General features: G+C 63.9%; 15 protein-coding genes and 5 pseudogenes. 11 read left to right on the plus strand and 9 right to left on the minus strand.

The window, feature by feature from the left end:
• The first annotated feature begins 217 nt into the window (after positions 1-217).
• Together pstS (ACSFBL_RS34565) and ACSFBL_RS34570 are read left to right on the plus strand one after the other, a co-directional pair.
• Complete coding sequence (gene pstS / locus ACSFBL_RS34565; protein ID WP_435520333.1) at positions 218-1,306, plus strand: phosphate ABC transporter substrate-binding protein PstS; 1,089 nt, start codon at positions 218-220, stop codon at positions 1,304-1,306.
• Positions 1,307-1,446: 140 nt separating this feature from the next.
• Entirely contained in the window at positions 1,447-2,058 is a 612-nt protein-coding gene (locus tag ACSFBL_RS34570) for a DUF4337 domain-containing protein (RefSeq protein ID WP_435520334.1), read from the plus strand.
• 116 nt (positions 2,059-2,174) lie between these two features.
• On the opposite strand, the gene ACSFBL_RS34575 is transcribed toward ACSFBL_RS34570, so the two are convergent.
• The gene (locus ACSFBL_RS34575) at positions 2,175-2,369 is read right to left on the minus strand and encodes a putative 2OG-Fe(II) oxygenase (RefSeq protein WP_435520335.1); all 195 of its coding nucleotides are present in this window, start codon (positions 2,367-2,369) and stop codon (positions 2,175-2,177) included.
• Positions 2,370-2,777: 408 nt separating this feature from the next.
• Between ACSFBL_RS34575 and ACSFBL_RS34580 the strand changes: the two genes are divergently transcribed.
• From ACSFBL_RS34580 to ACSFBL_RS34595, 4 genes and pseudogenes are all read left to right on the plus strand, one after another.
• Positions 2,778-3,005, plus strand: a complete 228-nt coding sequence (locus tag ACSFBL_RS34580; RefSeq protein ID WP_435520336.1) for a hypothetical protein — start codon at positions 2,778-2,780, stop codon at positions 3,003-3,005.
• A gap of 478 nt (positions 3,006-3,483) precedes the next feature.
• Positions 3,484-4,524 (plus strand): phosphate ABC transporter substrate-binding protein PstS, encoded by a 1,041-nt coding sequence (gene pstS / locus ACSFBL_RS34585; protein WP_435520337.1) that lies wholly within the window; start codon positions 3,484-3,486, stop codon positions 4,522-4,524.
• 91 nt (positions 4,525-4,615) lie between these two features.
• Positions 4,616-5,734: a hypothetical protein gene (locus ACSFBL_RS34590; protein WP_435520338.1), complete on the plus strand. Its 1,119-nt coding sequence runs from the start codon at positions 4,616-4,618 to the stop codon at positions 5,732-5,734.
• Between the two features lies 1 nt (position 5,735).
• Positions 5,736-5,944 (plus strand): annotated as a pseudogene (locus ACSFBL_RS34595) (IS5/IS1182 family transposase); the annotation flags it as partial.
• 467 nt (positions 5,945-6,411) lie between these two features.
• Here the strand turns inward: ACSFBL_RS34595 and ACSFBL_RS34600 are convergent.
• A complete protein-coding gene (locus ACSFBL_RS34600; protein WP_435520339.1) occupies positions 6,412-6,582 on the minus strand; it encodes a hypothetical protein in 171 nt (56 codons plus the stop codon).
• An 85-nt stretch (positions 6,583-6,667) separates the two neighbouring features.
• Between ACSFBL_RS34600 and ACSFBL_RS34605 the strand changes: the two are divergent.
• Positions 6,668-6,943, plus strand: a pseudogene (locus ACSFBL_RS34605) (transposase); the annotation flags it as partial.
• 143 nt (positions 6,944-7,086) lie between these two features.
• Here ACSFBL_RS34605 and ACSFBL_RS34610 read toward each other — a convergent pair.
• Entirely contained in the window at positions 7,087-8,103 is a 1,017-nt protein-coding gene (locus ACSFBL_RS34610) for an ABC transporter substrate-binding protein (protein WP_435520340.1), read from the minus strand.
• A 390-nt stretch (positions 8,104-8,493) separates the two neighbouring features.
• Between ACSFBL_RS34610 and ACSFBL_RS34615 the strand changes: the two genes are divergently transcribed.
• Positions 8,494-11,781, plus strand: a complete 3,288-nt coding sequence (locus ACSFBL_RS34615; protein WP_435520341.1) for an adenylate/guanylate cyclase domain-containing protein — start codon at positions 8,494-8,496, stop codon at positions 11,779-11,781.
• A 147-nt stretch (positions 11,782-11,928) separates the two neighbouring features.
• Here ACSFBL_RS34615 and ACSFBL_RS34620 read toward each other — a convergent pair.
• A pseudogene (locus ACSFBL_RS34620) lies at positions 11,929-12,044 on the minus strand (transposase); the annotation flags it as partial.
• Positions 12,045-12,626: 582 nt separating this feature from the next.
• Between ACSFBL_RS34620 and ACSFBL_RS34625 the strand changes: the two are divergent.
• Positions 12,627-13,526 (plus strand): ABC transporter substrate-binding protein, encoded by a 900-nt coding sequence (locus ACSFBL_RS34625; protein WP_435520342.1) that lies wholly within the window; start codon positions 12,627-12,629, stop codon positions 13,524-13,526.
• A gap of 349 nt (positions 13,527-13,875) precedes the next feature.
• Here ACSFBL_RS34625 and ACSFBL_RS34630 read toward each other — a convergent pair whose 3' ends face one another.
• Positions 13,876-14,145 (minus strand): DUF4158 domain-containing protein, encoded by a 270-nt coding sequence (locus ACSFBL_RS34630; protein WP_435520343.1) that lies wholly within the window; start codon positions 14,143-14,145, stop codon positions 13,876-13,878.
• A gap of 224 nt (positions 14,146-14,369) precedes the next feature.
• Between ACSFBL_RS34630 and ACSFBL_RS34635 the strand changes: the two genes are divergently transcribed.
• Positions 14,370-14,606 carry a biliverdin-producing heme oxygenase gene (locus tag ACSFBL_RS34635; RefSeq protein ID WP_435520344.1) on the plus strand — a complete coding sequence of 79 codons (237 nt, stop codon included), beginning with the start codon at positions 14,370-14,372 and terminating at the stop codon, positions 14,604-14,606.
• Between the two features lie 260 nt (positions 14,607-14,866).
• On the opposite strand, the pseudogene ACSFBL_RS34640 reads toward ACSFBL_RS34635, so the two are convergent.
• From ACSFBL_RS34640 to ACSFBL_RS34655, 4 genes and pseudogenes are all read right to left on the minus strand, one after another.
• Positions 14,867-16,051, minus strand: a pseudogene (locus ACSFBL_RS34640) (GAF domain-containing protein); the annotation flags it as partial.
• Between the two features lie 412 nt (positions 16,052-16,463).
• Positions 16,464-16,772: pseudogene (locus ACSFBL_RS34645) on the minus strand (hypothetical protein); the annotation flags it as partial.
• Between the two features lie 123 nt (positions 16,773-16,895).
• A complete protein-coding gene (locus ACSFBL_RS34650; protein ID WP_435520345.1) occupies positions 16,896-17,024 on the minus strand; it encodes a hypothetical protein in 129 nt (42 codons plus the stop codon).
• Between the two features lie 536 nt (positions 17,025-17,560).
• A complete protein-coding gene (locus ACSFBL_RS34655; protein ID WP_435520346.1) occupies positions 17,561-18,445 on the minus strand; it encodes a LysR family transcriptional regulator in 885 nt (294 codons plus the stop codon).
• A gap of 119 nt (positions 18,446-18,564) precedes the next feature.
• On the opposite strand from ACSFBL_RS34655, the gene ACSFBL_RS34660 reads away from it, so the two are divergent.
• Positions 18,565-19,758, plus strand: a complete 1,194-nt coding sequence (locus tag ACSFBL_RS34660; protein WP_435520347.1) for an Acg family FMN-binding oxidoreductase — start codon at positions 18,565-18,567, stop codon at positions 19,756-19,758.
• Positions 19,759-19,983 lie beyond the last annotated feature (225 nt).

The raw sequence follows: 19,983 nt of genomic DNA on the forward strand, positions 1-19,983 counted from the left end.
CCGCAGCGTCAGAGCCTCAAGCTCATCACGTTCGGTCTCACTCAGCACCAGTTGCGCCTTGGGTCGTCCGCTCATTGCAGCCTCGTCGAGTACACACGGTACACGACTGACCACGATGTTCGCCAATAGTTCAACGAACTTCTAACTCACGACACTAGAAAACCATAACCATATAATACATTTAGTCACACATCACCCGGATCTGCCCAGCGCCTTTATGAACTCCCTTCGCTCGATTGTTCTCGCAACTGTCGTCCTCCTGCCCGCTGTCACGACGGCCGAAACCGTGTCCGTGACTGGTGCCGGAGCGACGTTCCCAGCCGAGGTCTATTCGCAATGGGCTCAGCAATACGAACAGGAGACCGGAGTGAAGCTGACCTACGTGCCGAGCGGATCGTCAGCTGGCGTCAAGCAGATCGTCTCTCGTGCCGTTGACTTCGGCGCCACCGATGTACCGCTAAGCGAGGCAGAGCTTCAGAAGAATCAGCTGTTCCAGTTTCCCACGCTCGTCGGGGGTGTCGTCCCGGTCGTGAACCTCCCGGGTATTGCCACAGGCTTGCTGCGTCTGAGTCCGGAGGTTCTGACGCAGATATTCACGGGCGAGATTTCTCGCTGGAACGACAAGGCGATCGCAGCGCTTAACCCATCGCTTTCGCTGCCGGATCTGCGTATCACGCGAATCGTTCGCGCCGATGGTTCGGGGACGACCGAAGTTTTTGTGCGATACCTCAAGCAGGTCTCGCCGACTGTCGCCGGGTCCATTGAAAGCAAGGGCAACCTGGCGAGTTGGCCCGGTGCAATAGACGCAGTGGAGGGCTCCGGCAAAGTCGCACAAACCGTGAAATCAACGCCCGGAGCCATCAGCTACATTTCGTCCGATTACGTGCAGCGCGATCATCTGAGCGCGGTCAGCATGCGAAACAAGCGCGGGGAATGGATCGCACCCTCCATTGAAGCATTCAGCGCCGCAAGCCGCGCCGGCGCGCTCTTCAAAACCAGCTTGGAGGCAGCGCCACTGCTCGACATCGATGGACCCGGCGTATGGCCGATCGTGACGGCGACCTACATCCTCGTGCCGCGATCGCCGGCCTCGGTCGAACGTGCGGGCCGTACATTGAACTTTTTCTACCGGTCGTTCCTGCTAGGCGACAAAGCGGTTGCAGGCACGGGGTTCGCTCCGCTGCCGATTCTGGTCCAGGCTCGAATCGTTGGACTTCTGACAACCTTTCGCGCCGTCGACGGCCGCGCCATACCGGTACTCAGTCAAGCACATCCAGCCCGAACGCTTGCAATGCCTGGGGATTGAAAACGACGGCTTGTGCACTTTCCAGACTGTGACAGAGCGGAGTGCAGCACGAACGCCGACAACTGCTCGCGTGTCGGCGCGCGATAAAGCAGCCGATCTCGTCATACTTGCCTACCCCTTCCCCTAGACCAAGGAAAACTATGTCAGCAGGCGGTTTTCATGTACACGGCCCGCACGAGCACGAACTGGAGCACGCAGGTTCGAACCACGAGGCCCATTCAGCCCCCGCTTCCGGGGGGCCTGGTCGCAGAAGCATGACCAGCCAGATCGCCGTATGTACCGCTGTCATTGCCACAGTGGGGGCCATTTTCTCGTACATGGGAGGTCTGACTCAAGCCAACGCGGGGCTGTACAAGAACAACGCCGGCATGAAGAAAACCGAGGCGGCCAACCAATGGAACTACTTTCAGTCGAAGAGCACGAAGCAGGCACTTGCAGAGTTCGCCAGGGACACGTCGCCGGACGACCGAAAGCAAGGCTGGCAGGCGAAGGTTTCGCGCTACGAGCAAGAAAAAGCCGAGATCTTGCTTGTCGCGCAGAAGCTCGAGATCGACTCCAACGATTGGGATCAAAAATCCGAGGATCAAATGCACCAGCACCGTCGCTGGGCGCAGGCGACCACGGCGCTGCAGGTCTCGATCGCCTTGGCTGCCATGGCCCTGCTGACCAGGAGAAGGTGGCTGGAATGGGGCATGCTGGCCGTTGCCGGGGTCGGTTTGGTCGTTGGCGCTCTTGCAGCAATGCATATTTGACCAAGGCGCCGGGACGGTGTTGGCTGCCTGCCGATAGGCTCGTGTCTAAGGCAATAGCCGATTGTCGAGCGTGACCTACCAAATGCGCACCCGGAGTCGAGCCGGGTGGGGATGGCTTAACTGCCATCGTGACCCGTCGCTTTCCCGGGGTTCGGCGGCACCGCGTGCAGCAGGTAGTTCGGAAACAACACCATGTCGCCCAGGTCCGGCGCAGGACTGATCCACTTGTCAGCGCTGTAAGGCCCTCGCGCCGTCTGCGCGTGGTCGTTACGGAAGGCAAAGTCATTGCCTCCCGGCGACTTTATGAACACGGTGTTCGCCTTCGGTGCGCGGGGTCCAGGTGCAGCACGCCTGAGTCGGAAACTGTTGGCATGGTGACCCACATCTCCTTGACCGATCACCGGATCCGCTGATCCGCTGGCCGAACATCAATGCTCGGTCATCCGCCGGCATCGAGCACGGTGGTATCGCCAGGGCCCTGCTGGGGGTCGGCGCGTTGACGACTGCGGCTGGCGCGGAACCGGACTTCAACAAGCTCGAAGCGCCGCCGAGACGCAATCGAGCGCACCGGCCCAGCCGCAGGCGTGGACACCCTCGCATTCGTCTCCTTCGTTCCGCCCGCCGAAGCTTAGCCGGCGCTTACCCAGCGCGTTTCAGTTGGTTTCGTCACGGTCATGTCACTCGGTCCGGCGTAACCTTCCGTGACGCAAGGGGATCCCATGGATGTCGACATCTATCGAAGTATCACGAACACGGGAAAGTTCCTGGCCGTGCCGGCCGGTCTCTCTCCCGCTGCGATGCCTTTGCCCGACGCGGACCTGGCGAACCTCGCCGGCTTCAAATTGCGCCACCGCTTCAATCCGGAAGAGGCTTACAAGGGCGCCGACGCGGCAGACATTGCAAGGCAGATCGAGCGCAAAGGCTTTGCCGTCTTCTATGAGCCCTGAACGAGCCGCCACGACGCTTGGCTGATTGCGCCAGCGATACACCGTTTGGTTATGCACTTGACGGCGAGTTGTCTTATGTTGCGGCTAACTCGTTGCGGTTCGACCGCCTTTTTTTCTGGGAAGCAATCAACATGTCCCGTCACCTTTGCCAATTGAAGAATCTCTTTGACTCGGCATAGGCCCAGCGCCGCCCGTGCACCGAAGCAGAGGGTGACGCTGGCTTCCTGCGGCGCCACCAGGTCCCTTCGACGAACCTCGATTCGCTGCGCGTCAGGCCGAGGCCGCGCCCGAGCACGAAACGCCGCGCGGCACCATCGGCAATGCTTACGCCTGGGCCTGTCCGTTTCGCAAACTTTGCCACGTTTGAACTGAGTACCGGGTCCTATCGACCAAGTGGCGCTTGTCACACCGCTGCCACGCAAACGCCACACTATGTTCGGACAGTGCGCGCATGCGCACGATCTCCAGGGGAATCATCATGAAAGCGACGTTCAAATTCGCTGCCGCTGGCCTTCTGGCCGTAGCCTTTGCCCATGTTCCTGTCTTTGCCCAGGAAGCCGCCACTGGCGCCGGCGCCAGCTTCCCGGCGCCGCTTTATTCGAAGTGGGCCGCCGACTTCAACAAGGCCACCGGCGCCAAGATCAACTACCAGTCGGTCGGCTCGGGCGCCGGTATCAAGCAAATCGAGGCCAAGACGGTCGATTTCGGCGCTTCCGACATGCCGCTGTCGGATGACGATCTCATGGCCAAGGGCCTGATGCAGTTCCCGACCGTGATCGGCGGCGTGGTTCCTGTCATCAACATCCAGGGCATCAAGCCCGGCGAACTCAAGCTGAACGGCGCAGTGCTCGGCGACATCTACCTCGGCAAGATCACCAAGTGGAACGATCCGGCGATCAAGGCCCTCAACCCGTCGCTCGCGCTGCCTGACGCCGCCATCGCCACCGTGCGCCGCGCCGATGGCTCGGGCACGACTTTCCTGTTCACCAACTACCTGAGCAAGGCCAACCCCGAGTGGAAGACCAAGGTCGGCGACGGCACGGCCGTCAACTGGCCCAACGGCGCCGGCGGCAAGGGCAACGAGGGCGTCGCAGCCTTCGTGAACCGCCTGCCCAACTCGATCGGCTACGTCGAATACGCCTACGTCAAGCAGAACAAGATGACGTACGCCCTGATGCAGAACAAGGACGGCAGTTTCGTGGCGCCGGACGACTCGGCCTTCAAGGCCGCTGCCGCAGGTGCGGACTGGTCGAAGACCTTCTACCAGGTGCTGACCGACCAGCCGGGCAAGGAATCCTGGCCCATCACCGGCGCCACCTTCATCCTGATGCACAAGGTGCAGGACAAGCCGGCGCAGGCCACCACCGCGCTCAAGTTCTTCGACTGGGCCTACAAGACCGGCGACAAGACCGCAGGCGACCTCGACTACGTGCCGATGCCCGACAAGGTCAAGGGCGTGATCGCCACCTCCTGGGGCGAAATCAAGGACACGTCGGGCAAGCCGATCTCATTCAAATGATCAGTGTGCAGGGGCGCAAATGGCTTCAAGATGCGTCCTTATGTGGGCCGTAGGATCTGCGCAACCGTATAGCAACCCGGATGGAGGCTTCATGAGAATCCGTGCAAATTTTTTGACGATCGTCTTTGCAATGGTCTTGGCGTCAGTGACAACTCTCGCGTTGGCCGACCATGAGGATGACGACGATCGAGATGAAAGAGGAAGGGTAAGAGCACCCTATGCCATCGGACTGTGGGGCGATCTGCCGTATTCGGATGTGCAGGCGCTCACCGGCGTGCCCAACCTTATTGCCGATATGAACAGGCAAGAACTTGCCTTCACCGTTCACGACGGAGACCTGAAAGCTGGCAACGGGACGCCGGGCTCGGTCACGCCGACGACGTGCAGCGACGCCCTCTACGCCCAAGCGCTCGGCTTCTTCAACGCACTGAAAGCTCCTGCCATGCTAACGCCCGGGGACAACGACTGGACTGACTGCGATCGCCCGTCGAACGGCGGATTTTCTTCGCGAGAACGCCTTGACCACGAACGTCAAGTGTTGTTTGGTACGCCGTTTTCGCTCGGGCAGCGCCGGCTGCGCCAAGAGGTACAGACTGCGGCGCTCTGCCTTGGAGTGAAAGGTCCGACGCCCTGCGTCGAGAATCGACGCTGGACGTTTGGCGGCGTGACCTACATCACGCTCAATGTGCAAGGCTCCTGCAACAACCTTTGCGACACGGCGCCCGATCCCACGGAATGGACCGCGCGCAACCAGGCCAACATTGCATGGCTGAGGGAATCATTTCGCTTTGCGGCCGCGCGCCAGTCGGCTGCCGTCATGATCATTGCCCAGGCCAACCCGGGCTGGGATGCAAGCGATGCAACACGGGCGCCTTTACGCGACGCAAGAACGCTCGCCCAAACGGATGGTCAGCCCGATGGCTTTCAGGAGTACTTGCTTGCGTTGCGCGAGGAGACGATTGCCTTTCGGAAGCCAGTCGCCTACGTGCACGGCGACTCGCACTACTACCGTGTGGACAAGCCACTTCTCGACTCCCTCGGCCGGCGACTTGAGAACTTCACGCGAGTCGAGACGTTTGGCGACAACCAGGCGAACGGCACCAATGACGTGAATTGGCTCAAGGTCCATGTGGATGTTCGAGATCGCGAGGTCTTTGGATACCAGCCGCAGATCGTTCCTTCCAACCGAACGGCAGTGCCTGCCCCCTGAACGGCTGGAATTTTCTGGATCCTTCCCGCGTGAGCGCACCGCACCCTGCACGATCCGGACTTTCCGCGCCTTCCACCTGAAAGGGCTCTCAGAGCTGCTCGTGCAGGTCGTCATTCACCTGGCGCGTGAGAGAGGCTTGGTTGAGCTCGGCTCGATCGCGGCGCACGGCACGAAGGTCAGGCCAAAGCCAGCCGCCACAAGGCCAAGTCGCCAATTCTCGCTTTTCGGTGCGAGGCTGTAGTCGAGCGGCTAGCCCAACCCGGTTGCCATCGAAACTTCGCTCCGACCTCGAGATTCGATGCGGCAAAACGCGTGAAGAAATCCTCGAAGTCTCAAGGGTGTTTCAGCACGCCGGTGAGCTTGTCGTGCGCGCAAAATGGATTCGTCGTCGCGCCTTAAATGTCTCCCCCCTCCGGGCGCGACGGCCCTGGTCCTTCGGTGAGACTCATCGAAGGGCCTTTTTTGACTTTTGAAACGGGCGGGACGTATTACCGCAGCTGGCTGAGCCGCGCTGTGAGCAGCGCAACAAGATGAGTTGTTCGCGTCGCTTCAGGCGCTGGAGAGCCTCGGCAATGACCGCAAGTTGCACATCGCGCCGCTTATCTCAGCGGTAGGGTCCAACTCCCTCATCGGCCTCGCAGGCCTGCCGGCTCGATTGAGCAGCGCATCGGGCGCGCTCATTTGCTGAGAGCCTTCACCCGGCTGCAGAGCGCCGCCGCGCGGCGGGTCGGCGGGTCGGCGGGTCGAGCTTCGAGCTCCTGAAGCAACGGAACGACGGTCGCTCCCGTGTTCCCGTCGGCGATGTCTATCGCCGCGAGACCGGCGTTGGACAGGATCGCGCCAAGCACGTTGCCCCGCTCGTTGACGTCCGTCCCGCGCGCGCGAGAGAGGGACTGGTCCTAGGTTCCTGCGCCTGATCCAGCGCAAGACGAGCGCAAGACGCCCAAGCACCTGCAGTTGCACCTGATCGTGGACAACTGGGGCACGCACACGCATCCCGACGTGCAGGCGTGGCTGGCCCGGCACCCGCGGTTCGTCATGCACTTCAAGCCCACCAGCGCGTCGTGGCTGAACATGGTCGAGCGCTTCTTCCGCGACATCTCGGAGAACCGCATCCGGCGCGACAGCTTCACCAGCGTGCCTGAACTGGAACTGGCGATCGATCTATGCGTGGCCCACCACAACGCCAACCCCAAGCCCTTCATCTGGACGCCAGCGCAATCGACGTCCTGGCAAGGTCAAGCGAGCCAAGGCCGTGCTGGCACGGAGCACAAGATAAGTACATATCTGAGTGGGCGACCAGGGCGGCAAGGCGCGAGCCGACACGCCGGAGAGCAACGCGCGACGCCTTTTCATTGAATGACCTCGTCCGCCCTCAACAGCAGCGCCTGCGGGATGGTGAGGCCGAGCGCCCGCGCGGTTTTCCGATTGACGGCCAGCTCGAACTTTGACGGCCGCTCGATGGCCAGGTCGCCGGGTCGGGCGCCCTTGAGAACCCTGACCACGAAGCTCCCGGCCCGCGGATAGAAGTCCTCGTAGTTCACGCCGTACGACAACAGGCCGCCGGCTTCCGCAAACCAGCGGAACGGTGCAATCGCCGGCAGCCGTTTGGCGGCCGCAAAATCGGCGATCAGCTTGTTGGTCGCCACCCGGCTCAGATCGGGTGACCCTAGAACGACGATGGCATTGATTCCCGCGCCGACACCGGCCCGGAGCGCAGCATCGATGCCGTCGGAGCCGCTGACTTCCATAACCTGAGCTTCGATGCCGAAGCCCTGCGCCGCCGCTTCGGCGGCGACCCGTTGCGCCGAGCCGGTAGTCGAGTCCCACAACAGGCCCGTGCGGCGAATTCCTGGTGCGACAGTTTGAAGCAGCTCGAGCCACTTGCCCGCCATGCCTGGAATGTCGAGAAACATGCCGGTGACGTTGCCACCCGGCCGCGCGAGGGTGCGTGCCCATCCGGCCTGAATGGGATCGCTTTCCAGATCCAGGGCCACGATCGGCATCACGCGAGTCGCCTGCGCTGCCGCCGTGAGTGCAGCCGGACCTATGGCGTAGATCACGTCGACCTTGAGGCTTACGAGTTCGGCTGCGAGGCCCGGGAAGTCCGCCGGTCTTCCGGCCGCGAAGCGGAACTCGAACGCGAAGTCCCTGCCTTCGACGTACTCGAGTTCGCGCAGACCCTTCACCAGGGCGGCCACCGTCCTGCCGCGAGCATCCGCGTTGGGGGTCAGGACACCCAACACGGGAAGGCGCCGCGTCGGCTGCGCACTGGCGATGATGGAAGAGCCCACCAGCCCGATGGCCAGAGCGTTCGCGAAGTCGCGACGATCGATTATCGAATCACACTGTCGGCGTCGATCAGTCATCGAATCACCTCGTTTGCACGCCGATTCTAGCTGTCGGGCTTTCCCGCCTACCCCGAGTGAGCAGTGGCTCGGACAATCGCGCCATTTTTATCAGACACCCCCACCGCATGAGCCCGCGGTTGCTTTCGCTGCGTACCCGCTGTTACGGGGTGCGCTGACAAAGGCAGGGTAGGGCCCGTTGCTGCCTATTGAGACTTGGAAAACCTGACCTTCGTGTACTTCGCTCAAAGCCCAGAGGACATAGCGCCCGTTACTCTTAGCGGACGTTGATCGATCACGATCGGCCAATTGAGGTGCTGCGAGCGCCCCGCATGGTCTGACAAAATTTGGTCGACAACGCGTCGCATACTCGCGCGGACGGTGCAACCAAGATCGCAAGGAGAGACGGCCATGATGTGCCCTCACTGCCAGCACGACAACCCCGAAGGGGCAAGGTTCTGCAACGACTGTGCGCAGCCGCTCCTGTCGCGGATAGACGTGCCGATGCATGCTGCATTGCCGGGTGTCGCGATCCCGAAGCATCTGGCCGAAAAGATTGTCAGCTCCCAACTCGCACTGCAAGGCGAGCGAAAGCAAATCAGCGTGCTCTTCGCCGACATGAAGGGTTCGATGGAACTGCTTGCCGGGCGTGACCCTGAGGAGGCTCGCAAGATCCTCGACCCGATGCTCGAGCAAATGATGGAAGCGGTCCACTACTACGAGGGCACGGTCAACCAGGTGATGGGTGACGGCATCATGGCACTGTTCGGTGCGCCAATCGCCCATGAAGATCACGCCGTGCGCGCATGCTGCGCGGCGCTTCGAATGCAAGCGACTGTGGCACGCCATAGCGAAGAGTTGCGACGCGCCGGCGCCACGCCGGTTGAGATCCGCGTCGGCGTCAACTCCGGTGAAGTTGTCGTTCGCTCGATCAGCAGCGACTTGCATATGGACTACACGGCGGTTGGACAGACCACGCATCTTGCCGCTCGCATGGAACAGATGGCGAGCGCGAGCGCGAGCTCGATCCTGATCACCGCCGAGACGCTGCGCCTTGCGCAGGGGACCATGCTGGCCAATCCGTTGGGGCCGATCGTCGTCGCGGGTCTGCGCGAGCCGGTGAATGCGTACGAACTGATCGGTGTCGGCCCGGCGCGCAGTCGGCTACAGGCCGCAGCAGCCCGAGGGTTGGGCAAATTCGTAGGCCGCGATCGCGAAATGGGTGCGCTGGCGAGTGCCATCGATCTTGCGGCGCGGGGCCAAGGGCAATTCGTCACAGTCTTCGGCGAGGCAGGGGTCGGCAAGTCACGTCTCCTGCACGAGTTCGTTCACGGTAGGCGTACCTTGGGCTGGCTGGTCCTCGAGACTGGCTGCGTTTCTTATGGCAGGACGAAGGGTTACCTGCCCATCGTCGGCGTCCTCAAAACCTACTTCGCCATTGAGGAACGTGACGACGCGCGCAGAGTCCGGGACCGAGTCGCCGGCAAGCTGCTGTCGCTCGATCGCTCGCTCGAGCCGACGCTGCCTGCCCTGTGGGCGCTCTTGGACGTGCTGCCTGAAGAGGACCCCTGGCAGCGCCTCGACCCGGGGCAGCGGCGGCAGGCCATCGTCGACGCGCTGAAGCGGCTCGTACTGCGCGAGTGCCAGGTGCAGCCCGTCGTGTTGGTGTTCGAAGACTTGCATTGGGTCGACACGGAGAGTCGGGCGGTGCTCGACACGCTGGTCGAGGCCCTGCCTGCTGCGAAACTGTTGTTGCTTGTGAGCTGCCGGCCCGAGGCCGGGCATCCGCGGGGCCAGAAGACCCACTACCAGCAATTGCACCTCGATCCACTGCCGCGCGGATCCGCCGAGGAGCTGCTCGACGCGCTGTTGGGCCGGGCGAGCGATCTACACGATCTGCGGCAGCACCTCATCGAGCGTACCGAAGGCAACCCGTTTTTTATCGAGGAATCGGTATCCGCGCTGGCCGAAACCGGGGCGCTTGCCGGTGACCAGGGCGCTTATCGATTGGGCCGAGCGGTGGAAGCGTCCAAGGTACCCGCGACCGTTCAATCGATTCTAGCGGCGCGCATCGATCGTCTTGCGCCCGATGACAAGCAGCTGCTGCAAGCTGCTGCCGTGGTCGGCAAGGACATTCCGTTCGCCTTGTTGCGATCGATCGCCGGGGTCGCGGAGGATGTGCTGCGAGCGACGCTTGCACGCCTGCAGGCGGCCGAGTTTCTCTACGAGGCGGCGCTATTCCCCGATCTCGAGTACACGTTCAAACATGCGCTGACGCATGAGGTCAGCTATGCGAGCTTGCTCGGCGAACGGAGGCGCGAGCTGCACGCTCGAGTCGTCGCTGCAATCGAAGCGCTCTATCGCGATCGAATCGGTGAGCATGCCGAATGGCTGGCCCATCACGCTCTGCGCGGTGGGCTGAAGGGCAAAGCCATCTCGTACCTGAACGATGCGGGCACCAAGGCCGTCATGCGCTCGGCCCATCGCGAAGCGATCGGGTTCTTCGAAGAGGCCTTGGCCCTGGTGGCGGGTCTGCCTGAATCGCGCGAGACGCTTGCCAGCGCCATCGAGTCGCTCACGGGCCTCGGGCCCGCGCTGATGGCGATCAATGGCGGTTGGGACCGGGACGCCGAGGCCTGCTATGCGAAGGCGCTTGATCTCTGCGATCGACTGGGCGAGACCTCGCGCCGGTTTCCAGTGCTGTTCGGACTCTGGGGCTGTCACTACAGTCGCGGCGAGCACGAGCGTGCGAGGGAATTGGCAGTCGGGCTTCTGCGCGTGGCCGGCGAAGACGACGAGTACATGCGGCTTGAGGCCCGACATTCACTGTGGTCGACGGCTATCGCAGTGGGGCGGCCGACGGAGGCCCTGCCTCATTTGGAGCAGGGTCACCTCCTCTATCGTCAGTACGAACGCTCGGCATGGTGGATCTACGGCACTCACGACCCTGGGGTTTGCTGCCACCAGATGGGGGCCATCGGCGCGTGGCTACTCGGGAACTTCGGCCAGGCGCGCGACAACGCCGTGCGCGGATTGCAGTTGGCCAAGCAGGTGCGTCATCCAGGCACGACCGTTCTTGCGAACCAGCTCGCCGCCGTCGTCTATTACCACCTTGGCGACCGCGGTGCAGCGAAGCTGCACGCCAAGGCGGCCTCGAGCCTCGGGCGCGCTCATGGCGTGATGGGCTGGCCCGAGCATGCCTCGATCATTCTCGCGCGGCTGCTGGTGGAGGAGGGATGCATCGACGAAGCAATTCACATCGCCGAGGAAAACCTACCGGCCTCATTGCGTGCAGGCTGGCCCTGGAGCGCCAGCATCAGCTTCGGCCTCGTTGCCGACATCTACGGACGGGCGGGGCAGCCCGCCAAGGGGCTCGACATGCTGCGGTCGCTTGAACCGAAACACTTCGAGGGGCTTTACGGACCGGAGCTGCACCGTCTTTACGGCAACCTGCTGTTGGCCCGGTCGCCGCAGGCAACGGATGAAGCCGAAAGGCGCTTGCGCGAGGCTGCCGCGCTGGCCCGCGAACGCCAGATGAAGTCGCTCGAGCTTCGCGCAGCGATGAGCCTTGCGTACCTCCTTGCGCCTCGCGATCGCCGCGCGGCGCGCGCCGCGCTGTCGGTGGTCGATGACTTCAGAGAAGGCTCTGAAGCCGCCGACCTTCGTACCGCAAGGGCATTGCGAGGCTGGCTCGGATGAACGTCCGCTCTTCCAAAAATCCACCGACTGCTCTGTCGATAGCGGCGCCGAGAGGCCGCTATCAGGGAACGGCATGGTCTGATGGGTATTGGCCCGCATTCTGCCGCCGCGCACCGGCGTTAGCGGGCCCGAAGCCGTCCACCACCGCAGGAAGAAGCAAGGCCTGCAGGCGAGCCAGCGCTCGCCGTCCGCGGACAAGCCGCCGCCCGGCACGATGCCATGCATGGGGGGTGCGCCAGCGCCGATCCCCATGTGTGCAGCAGCGTCGCACCGGGTAAGAAACGAGTCCTTGCAGCATCCAAAGGTTCAGGGCCGGGCCAATTGACCGTTCGTGCACTTCCGGGAATGGGCCGTATTGGTCGGTGCCGCGTCGGCCCACCCCAACCCCGACGCCATGACAGTCCCTGAACGGTTCACACCACGAGACCATCATGCAGCACACGTCCCGCGACCCCATCGGACGCAGGGCGAGTGCTGCCGATGCCCACTCGCCAGACGCGCGGCGGCTCTTTGAGTGGTGAAGTTGTGCTCGCTCACAATTTTCGTCTCGGGTGGCCTCGAAGCCGATTCGCCGCATTCGGCTAGGCACGCCAACCTGCGAAGGCAGCGGAATTCCTTGAGGAATATCGGCGCAGAATCAACCAGCTGGAACTGTGCCGATTTACGCAGATCAGTTTCAAAACCAGCTACAGCAATCTCCGCGATCTAAATGCGGCCTTGCCTGACGGGGCCGCGCACTAGCGCAAGGAGCCGAAGCACATGCCGGACACACGCGCACTCCCTGCATCTCCGCAGAGCACTGCGATCCTGCGGTGCACACTCCTGCGTGTGGACAAGGCTGGGAAATGATCTGCCGACGAAGTTTCGTGATTGCTTGGGCAACCGTGCTCGCCTCCAACGCTGCGTTGCAGGCGCAGACGGCCACGGGCCTGCGACGCGTGGCCGTTCTCGCGCCTAGCACGCGCGCCAACGAGGACATCACCTTGAAGCCCTTTTTCGACCAGATGCGCGAACTCGGCTGGATCGAAGGGCAGAACATTGCTTTCGACCGGGTCTATGCCGACGATCGCCATCAGGACCTGTCGCGGCTTGCCACCGAACTGGTGGTACGAATGCCAGAACTGATCTATGCGCCACCGCAAATCGCAGCCATGGCTGCGAGGCAAGCGACGCGCACGATCCCCATCGTGTTTGCAACAGGCACTGACCCTGTCGGCGCCGGTTTGGTAGCCAGCCTGGCGCATCCTGGCGGCAACGTGACGGGCGTCGTCAGCGTCATCGATTCGCTGGCGCTCAAGCGACTCGAAGTGCTGCGCGAGATGCTTCCCAACGCCAAGCGCATCGGGCTTTTGGGCGACCCGAAGGATCCGCGTTTGAACTTCGACCGCAGCGCGCTTGCGTCCCTCCCACTTGCGCTTGGCCTGACGGTCGTCGTCGCTGAAGCATCGAATCCGGTGGAACTCGATGCTGCGGTGGCCAAGTTGCTTGGGCAAGAAGTCGATGTCATCGTCGGGGCGACGACGATCACCAGCAATCTTCGCGGGCGGCTGATCGAGCTTGCCAATCGAAAGCGCGTGCCAGTGGTCGGCGGCATCGCCGCCATGGCCGAGGCAGGCTGCCTGTTTTCCTATGGCGCGCCACTCGTTGATCAAATTCGCCGCTCGGCCCATTTGGTGGACAAGGTGCTCAAAGGGGGGATCCCGGCCGAGATTGCGGTCGAGCAGTCGACTCGTTTGAACTGGTGATCAAAATGAAGGCGGCGAAGGCGATGGACATCACCGTTGCACCGTCGCTGCTGCTCCGCGCCGACAGGGTGATCCAATAAAGCGAGGAATCATTCTTTAGTCTGGCGCGCCGGCTCTCCGAGAGCGGCATGTTGGAGATGCACACGAAGCGGCTGGAAGGAAAGAAGGCCAAGACGGCTCTGTTGGCTTGTCCCGCAGCGCGCAGTCGGTCGAGATTGAACTGAACCTTGCCAATGTGATGCAACAGCTCGACGCCGGCGATCGTCACGGCCGCGCGGTCGAAGACCTGAAGCCAAGCATGGGCTTGATGCGCAACTTCACGCCTCGATGGTCCTGCTCGACCATTTTGTCAAAATATCGAGACGATCGCAGTCGAGTGTCTTTGTAGCGAGAGTTCTGCTCGGGAAGCAATGCCCAGCTCTCGGCCGAGGTGGCTGAGCAGAGCGGGGCGCACGATCCGCACGCTGTTCAGCGGCGGTCCGGTCATGCGGGCGAAGCCGATGTGCAGCGCCAAACCCAGCTTGAGGCCGCCACTGCGCCTGCGCCCGATTAATTCGAGTTCGGCGCGACTAAAGCTAAAGAACACCTGCAGTTCGAACTCGCTGATCTCGCTGGGCATGTCGCGCAGGCCCAGTTAGGACGTCCGCCAACCGTGCATCGCTGCGCTCCTTTGCTGTTCAGGCGCCGCAGACGATACGCCGCAGAAGCGAATAGCAACGCTCGCGAAATCAAAGACTTAGCCGAACGACCCCGCGCCGTTGCTGCAGATGCGAACCGTCAGCTTTGACACCGAAAACAAATCGACCCCTATCTCGGTGACCTCAGCGGCGGGCAGATGTTGGGATGTTGGGGCGCATCGTGAGGGAGAGCCTTGCGCTCGGTTCGGCCCCGGGCACGGCGTTCTACGATTTCGGCCAGCCCGAAGAGACGGTCCGCCTCAAGCAGGCGTTCCGCGACGGTCTTGACGCGGTGCCGGCCGACGAAGCCACGGTTAGCGCCATCGTCGAGGAGGCGAGGTTCGCCTTTGAAAGACACCGCCGCCTCTTCGACGAGCTCGCCGTCAGCGCGCTCAGTTGCTGAAGGCCTTCACGCGACTGTAGAGCGCCGCCGCCCGGCGGGTCGAGGCCTCGAGCTCCTGGAGCAAGGGAACGACGGTGGCGCCCATGTTCCCGTCGGCGATGTCCATCGCCGCAAGGCCGGCGTTGGACAGGATCGCGCCGATCACATCGCCCCGCTCGTTGATGCCCGTCCCGCGCGCGCGCCAGGGACTGGTCGCGCTCGGCCTGCGAGAGCGACTGCTCCAGCTGCCGCCGCGCTTCTGCGGCGCGCTGGCTGTTCGTGAGGTCCGTGACGATCAGGAAGTACCCCAGCAGAGAGCCGTCGCGTGCCGGCACCGGCTCCGCGCGCAGGGCCGCGGGCACGCTCGCTCCGGCCCCGAGGTCCAGCGAAAGCTCGCCGCGCCAGGGCTGGCGGTCCTGGGCGACGGCTTCGAGGATCTTGCGCACACGATCCGGCTCCGTGAACAGCTGCGACGTGTCGCCGAGCGGCGCATCCTGGCCGGCGTCGCGCCGGATCAACTGGAAGAAGCAGCGGTTGGCGAAGAGCGCCTTTCCCGCGGCGTCGACGATCATGACCGGCTCGTTCGAGTTCGACACGTTGGCGCGGATCTGCGCGAGCTGGTGCTCCGCGATCAGCAGCCGCACAGCATTGACCTGCACGATGATGTCGATGAGCGCGGCGCCGAAGGCGCGTGCCATCGCGAGCTCGGCCACGGACCAGGGCAGCGCCGTGCCGCGCACGATCTCCGACCAGGCCGCGAACGAACGCCGAGGGGAGAGCTTCAGCGGATCGTTGTCGACGACCGGCTTGGTGGGATCGCCGGCCCAGGTCACCGTGAGCAGCTGCTCCTTGCGGAACCACATCAGGTAGTCCGGGCGCGTGGTCGACAGCCGGGCCGCCACCACGCCGCTCGCGCTCGCCGTGAGCGAATCGAACGAAGGATTGGCGCGCTCGACCGAGGCGCAGCTGAAGAGGTCGTCGAACGCCTGGGCGTCGATCCACCGCATGAGCTCGCGCAACTCGGCCGCCGTGGGCGTTTCACCGGCGGTCAGCACCTCGCCCTCGTAGAACAGGGCGGCTCCCGTGGCATCGAGCGGCTGCAGCAGGGTGCGCGGATTCCGGAACAACGCCACGCGCCAGTCGCCCTCGGTGGACGTGGCCTCGACCAGCCGCTGCTCGAGGCGGCGAACCTGGATCGCGACCTGCGCGTAGGCATAGTTCTCGATCGCGGCAATGCGCGTCGAGATGACCTCGGCCAGCAGGTCCGCGGCCGCGCGCACCGCGAAGCGCATGTTGCGCGGCGAATAGTGGTGGCAGGCGATGAGTCCCCAGAGCCGGCCTTCGCGCACCAGCGAAACGACCAGCGTGGCGGTGACCCCCATGTTCTTCAGGTACTGCAGGTGCAGGGGCGACATGCTGCGAAGGTGGCACAGCGACATGTCGAGTTCCTCGTCGGTGCCGGGCACGTTGCGGCACGAGCGGCGACGCCTCGTAGTGCACGTCGACCAGCACCCGCAGGCGGGTGCGCAGGTAGAGCTCTCGGGCGCGCTGCGGAATGTCGGAGGCCGGATAGTGATGGCCCAGCAGAGATTCCAGCCGCGGGTCGCGCGCCTCGGCAATGATCTTGCCGTGGCCGTCGGGGTCGAACTTGTAGACCATCACGCGGTCGTAGCCGAACATGTCGCGGCAGCTCTTGACCACCGAGTCCGCAAGCGCGCCGATGGTCGAGGTGTCGCTGATGCGCTGCACGGCTTCGCCGAGCAGTTCGAGCAGCCGGGCGCTGGGGATGTCGACGGTCTCGACGCCCGTCGCCTCGCCCACAGGCTCGATCTCGACCAGCAAGTGATTGCCGCCGACGCGATGCAACGTCCCCTCGAACTCCAGCAGGACGCCGTGCGTCTCCACCCGGCAGCGCAGCGCTTCCGGATCGGCGAGCGTCCCTTGCGACGCGATGCGTCGAATGGCGCGTTCGATGTCTCCACCCAGCACCGACAGGGATTGCCCGAGCAGGTCGTGCACCCGCTGGCCGAGCAGGCGCGACGCGTTGTCGCTGGCCTGGACGATGCGAAGCGTGGGTTCGTCCAGCGTCAGCAGAACCCCGTGCGGCCGCACCGAGCCGGCGAGATGAATCAGCTCACGCTCGCAGTTGGTGAGGTCCGCCGTGCCGAATGCGGGGCTCCCGGTCACTCGCCCTCTCCCCGGTGAGGCTTCGCTCCCGGCCCGTTGCCGCGCCGGCGCAGCCGGTGCAGGTCCGCAGGGCTGATGCCCAGGAGGGCGGCGATCTTGGCGCGCGTGTCGCCGCTCACCGTATCATCGCCGGCCGACCCATTCGTAGGCCAGGGGCGCCAGAGGATCGCCCTCGCCCTGTGCGACGTTGCGGATCACGCCGGATTGCTCGACGATCACGGTGATGTCGCCGGACAGCGAGACAAAATCCATGCGAGTTCAGGAGCCCGGGCTGCGAAGTCCGGTAGATCGCCTGCGCGAAGGGTCACGTTGCGGCTCCTGAGGGACACAAGGACATTCTAGGCACGGACTGGCGCCGGGGTCTCCACCGAACAGATGTCGCGCAGGTCGAATCCCCCGCCGCCGCCGCAGTGCCCGGCTGCCGCTTTTCGGCGCTTGAGAGGGCAGGAATGAGAAGCAATGAAGAGCTAGCGATTTGATCGATCTGATATTCATTTTTCGGGCTTCAAGGCCGCGGAAGTCGCCGGCTGAGTCATCTACTCGTGGCGCCCAGCCTTGATTGGCCGCCCGACGGCCAGCCCTCCAGCCCGCGCGATGGGTGCGACAGATCCGGATGCTCTGGATGCCGCTTGCCGAAGTTGGGTAGGGGGCTCCGCCTGGATGCCATGCGTTGCATCAGCGTGCCTACGCGCGGACGGCCCATTGCCCGCAGTAGAAGATCTCCGAACGGTTCAAGGCGTTCAAGGTGCCCGATGGAACCGCGACAGCGAGTCTAGGGGCGCCGGCCCTCAGAGCGCCGCCGCGATGGCACGCGCGAGAAAATCGTAGACCGCGCGAATGCGCCGGTTGCTGCGGATTTCGCGATGTACCACCAGCCACACCGGGAGCGGCGGGATGTCGAGCATCGGCAGCACCGGCTCGACCTCCGGGTCCAAGCGCAGCATGTAGTTGGCGACAAACCCGATCCCGAGCCCGGCACGCACGGCTTGCCAATAGGCGTTGAGATCGTCGCTGCGGAAGGCGAACTTCTCGCGCGCAAAAGGGAGACCCATCGCCTCGAAGCCACGTAGGATGCTGTCATCACGATCCAGCCCCACGAGCTCGTGCCCCGCCAAGTCGCCCGGCTGGCGCGGAACGCCGCGCCGCCGCAAGTAGTCGCGGTGCGCGCAGGCGCTGAAGCTTACTTTGCCCACCCGCTTGATCACCAGCGAGGCCTGATCCGGCTGGACCATCCGCACGGCGATGTCGGCTTCGCGGCGCAGCAGGTTTGTCACACTGTTGCTCGACACCAGTTCGACCTGCACGGTCGGCAGCGCCTGACGCATCCGCGCGATAAGAGGTGGCATCAGGTTCACCGCTATAGGCTGGCTTGCGCTGACGCGGACCGTGCCCGAGGTGAGCGCGTCGGCGCCTGAGACGCTGCGGGTGAGTGCGTTCGCCGCAACTTCCATCGCACGGGCGTCGCCGGCCAGCTGCAGAGCCATCGGCATGGGCAGCAGCCCGCGGCCGGTGCGTTCGAACAGCACCGTGCCGAGTTGCGATTCGAGCTCGGCGATATGGCGGCCTATCGTCGGCTGGCTTGAGCCGAGCGCACGGGCGGCGCTGAGCAAGCTCCCGTACTCGAGCGCTGCGAGGAATGAGCGCACCAGGCGCCAGTCGAAATCAGGTTGCATCTGGAACGACGCTATTCATAAACGCATATCTGCTATTGGAACCTAGGCAATTGTGATGAACGGCCGCACTTCTGACAATGGTGCCATCCCCCAACCTTCGAGCCTTTAAGGAGCCTCCCATGATCCAGCGCCGCAGCTTCGTTCGTCTACTCGGCGGCGGTGTGGTGGCCGCCGCCGGTGCCGGCTCCCTGGCCGTGTGGTCGATGTCGCCCAAATTCCCTGCCGAGGCAGTTGAAATCTGGCGCGGCCCTGGCAGCGAATCCGACGTGCGAAAGCGCGCGATCGCATATGCAGTGACCGCACCCAATCCGCACAACCGCCAACCCTGGATGCTCGATCTCCGCGCGCCCGACACGATCACGCTCTATTGCGACGCGGAGCGCCTGCTTCCGGAAACCGATCCCTTCGGCCGCCAGATCCTGATCGGTCACGGTGCCTTTCTTGAACTGTTGGTGATGGCATTGGCCGAGCAGAACGTGCTGGCGGAGGTCACGCTCTGGCCCGAGGGCGAGCTACCGCGCACGCTCGCTCAATGGTCGGCGAAGCCGATCGCGCGTCTCGGGCTCGCGCCCGGTGCGAAGCGAGATCCGTTGTTCGCGCAGGTGCTGGCGCGACACACGCCCAAGATGCGCTTCGACACCACACGTCCCGTCTCTGCACAGACGCTGCAGGAGGTGGTTGCAGCCGGCGCCGCACCCGGCGTGACCGCAGGCGGCACTGTGGATATGGCGCGCGTGCAGCCCCTTCGCGCGCTATGCCTGGACGCGGCCCGCGTGGAGTTGCTGACGCCCGCTACGGCAATGGAAAGCCTGCGCCTTATGCGCGTGGGGCCGGAGGAGATCCTGCGCCACCGGGACGGTATCTCAATCAACGGTCGCGCGGCGCGCGTCTTTTCTGCATTGGGGCAGTTCGACCGCGGCCAGCCGCCGACAGTGGATAGCCCGGCCTTCAGACAGGCGTTGCAATTGTTCGACGACTACAGCAATACGGCGATGGGTTTTGTCTGGCTGGGTACCGCTCGCAACGGGCGCAGCGACCAGATCGAGGCCGGTCGCGCCTATGTGCGCCAGCAATTGCGGGCCACCGCTCTCGGGCTCGGCGTGCATCCGATGAGCCAGGCCCTGCAGGAGTTCCCGGAGATGGCGATTCAATACGCGGCGGCTCACCGGGCGCTGCTGGACGTTGCGGCGCCGCGTGGCGCAGATGACCCGACACTGCAAATGATGTGTCGAATCGGATATCCGGTCGCTCCGGCGCCAGCCACGCCGCGCCGCCCGCTCGCGCAGTTCGTCTCCGGCGCCGCGGCCACCTGAACTGTCGGCCGGAATTCCCACCGCACCATTTGGCATAGTTCTGTAAGTCGGCGTGCATTTGTTCGCAGCTTTCGCAGGTCGCACGACGCTTGTCCGCTCGAACAACCAGATTACCGCAATCGCCATGGCAATGCCGAGCCGCACTAAGCGGCGATCCTCACTGAGCCGGCTGCGGCGTCGACGGAAAGTGACCCGACCCGCCGATACCCAGCTCTACGAGCCGAC

The organism is Variovorax glacialis (genome assembly GCF_051216375.1).
Classification (GTDB): Bacteria; Pseudomonadota; Gammaproteobacteria; order Burkholderiales; family Burkholderiaceae_C; genus Variovorax.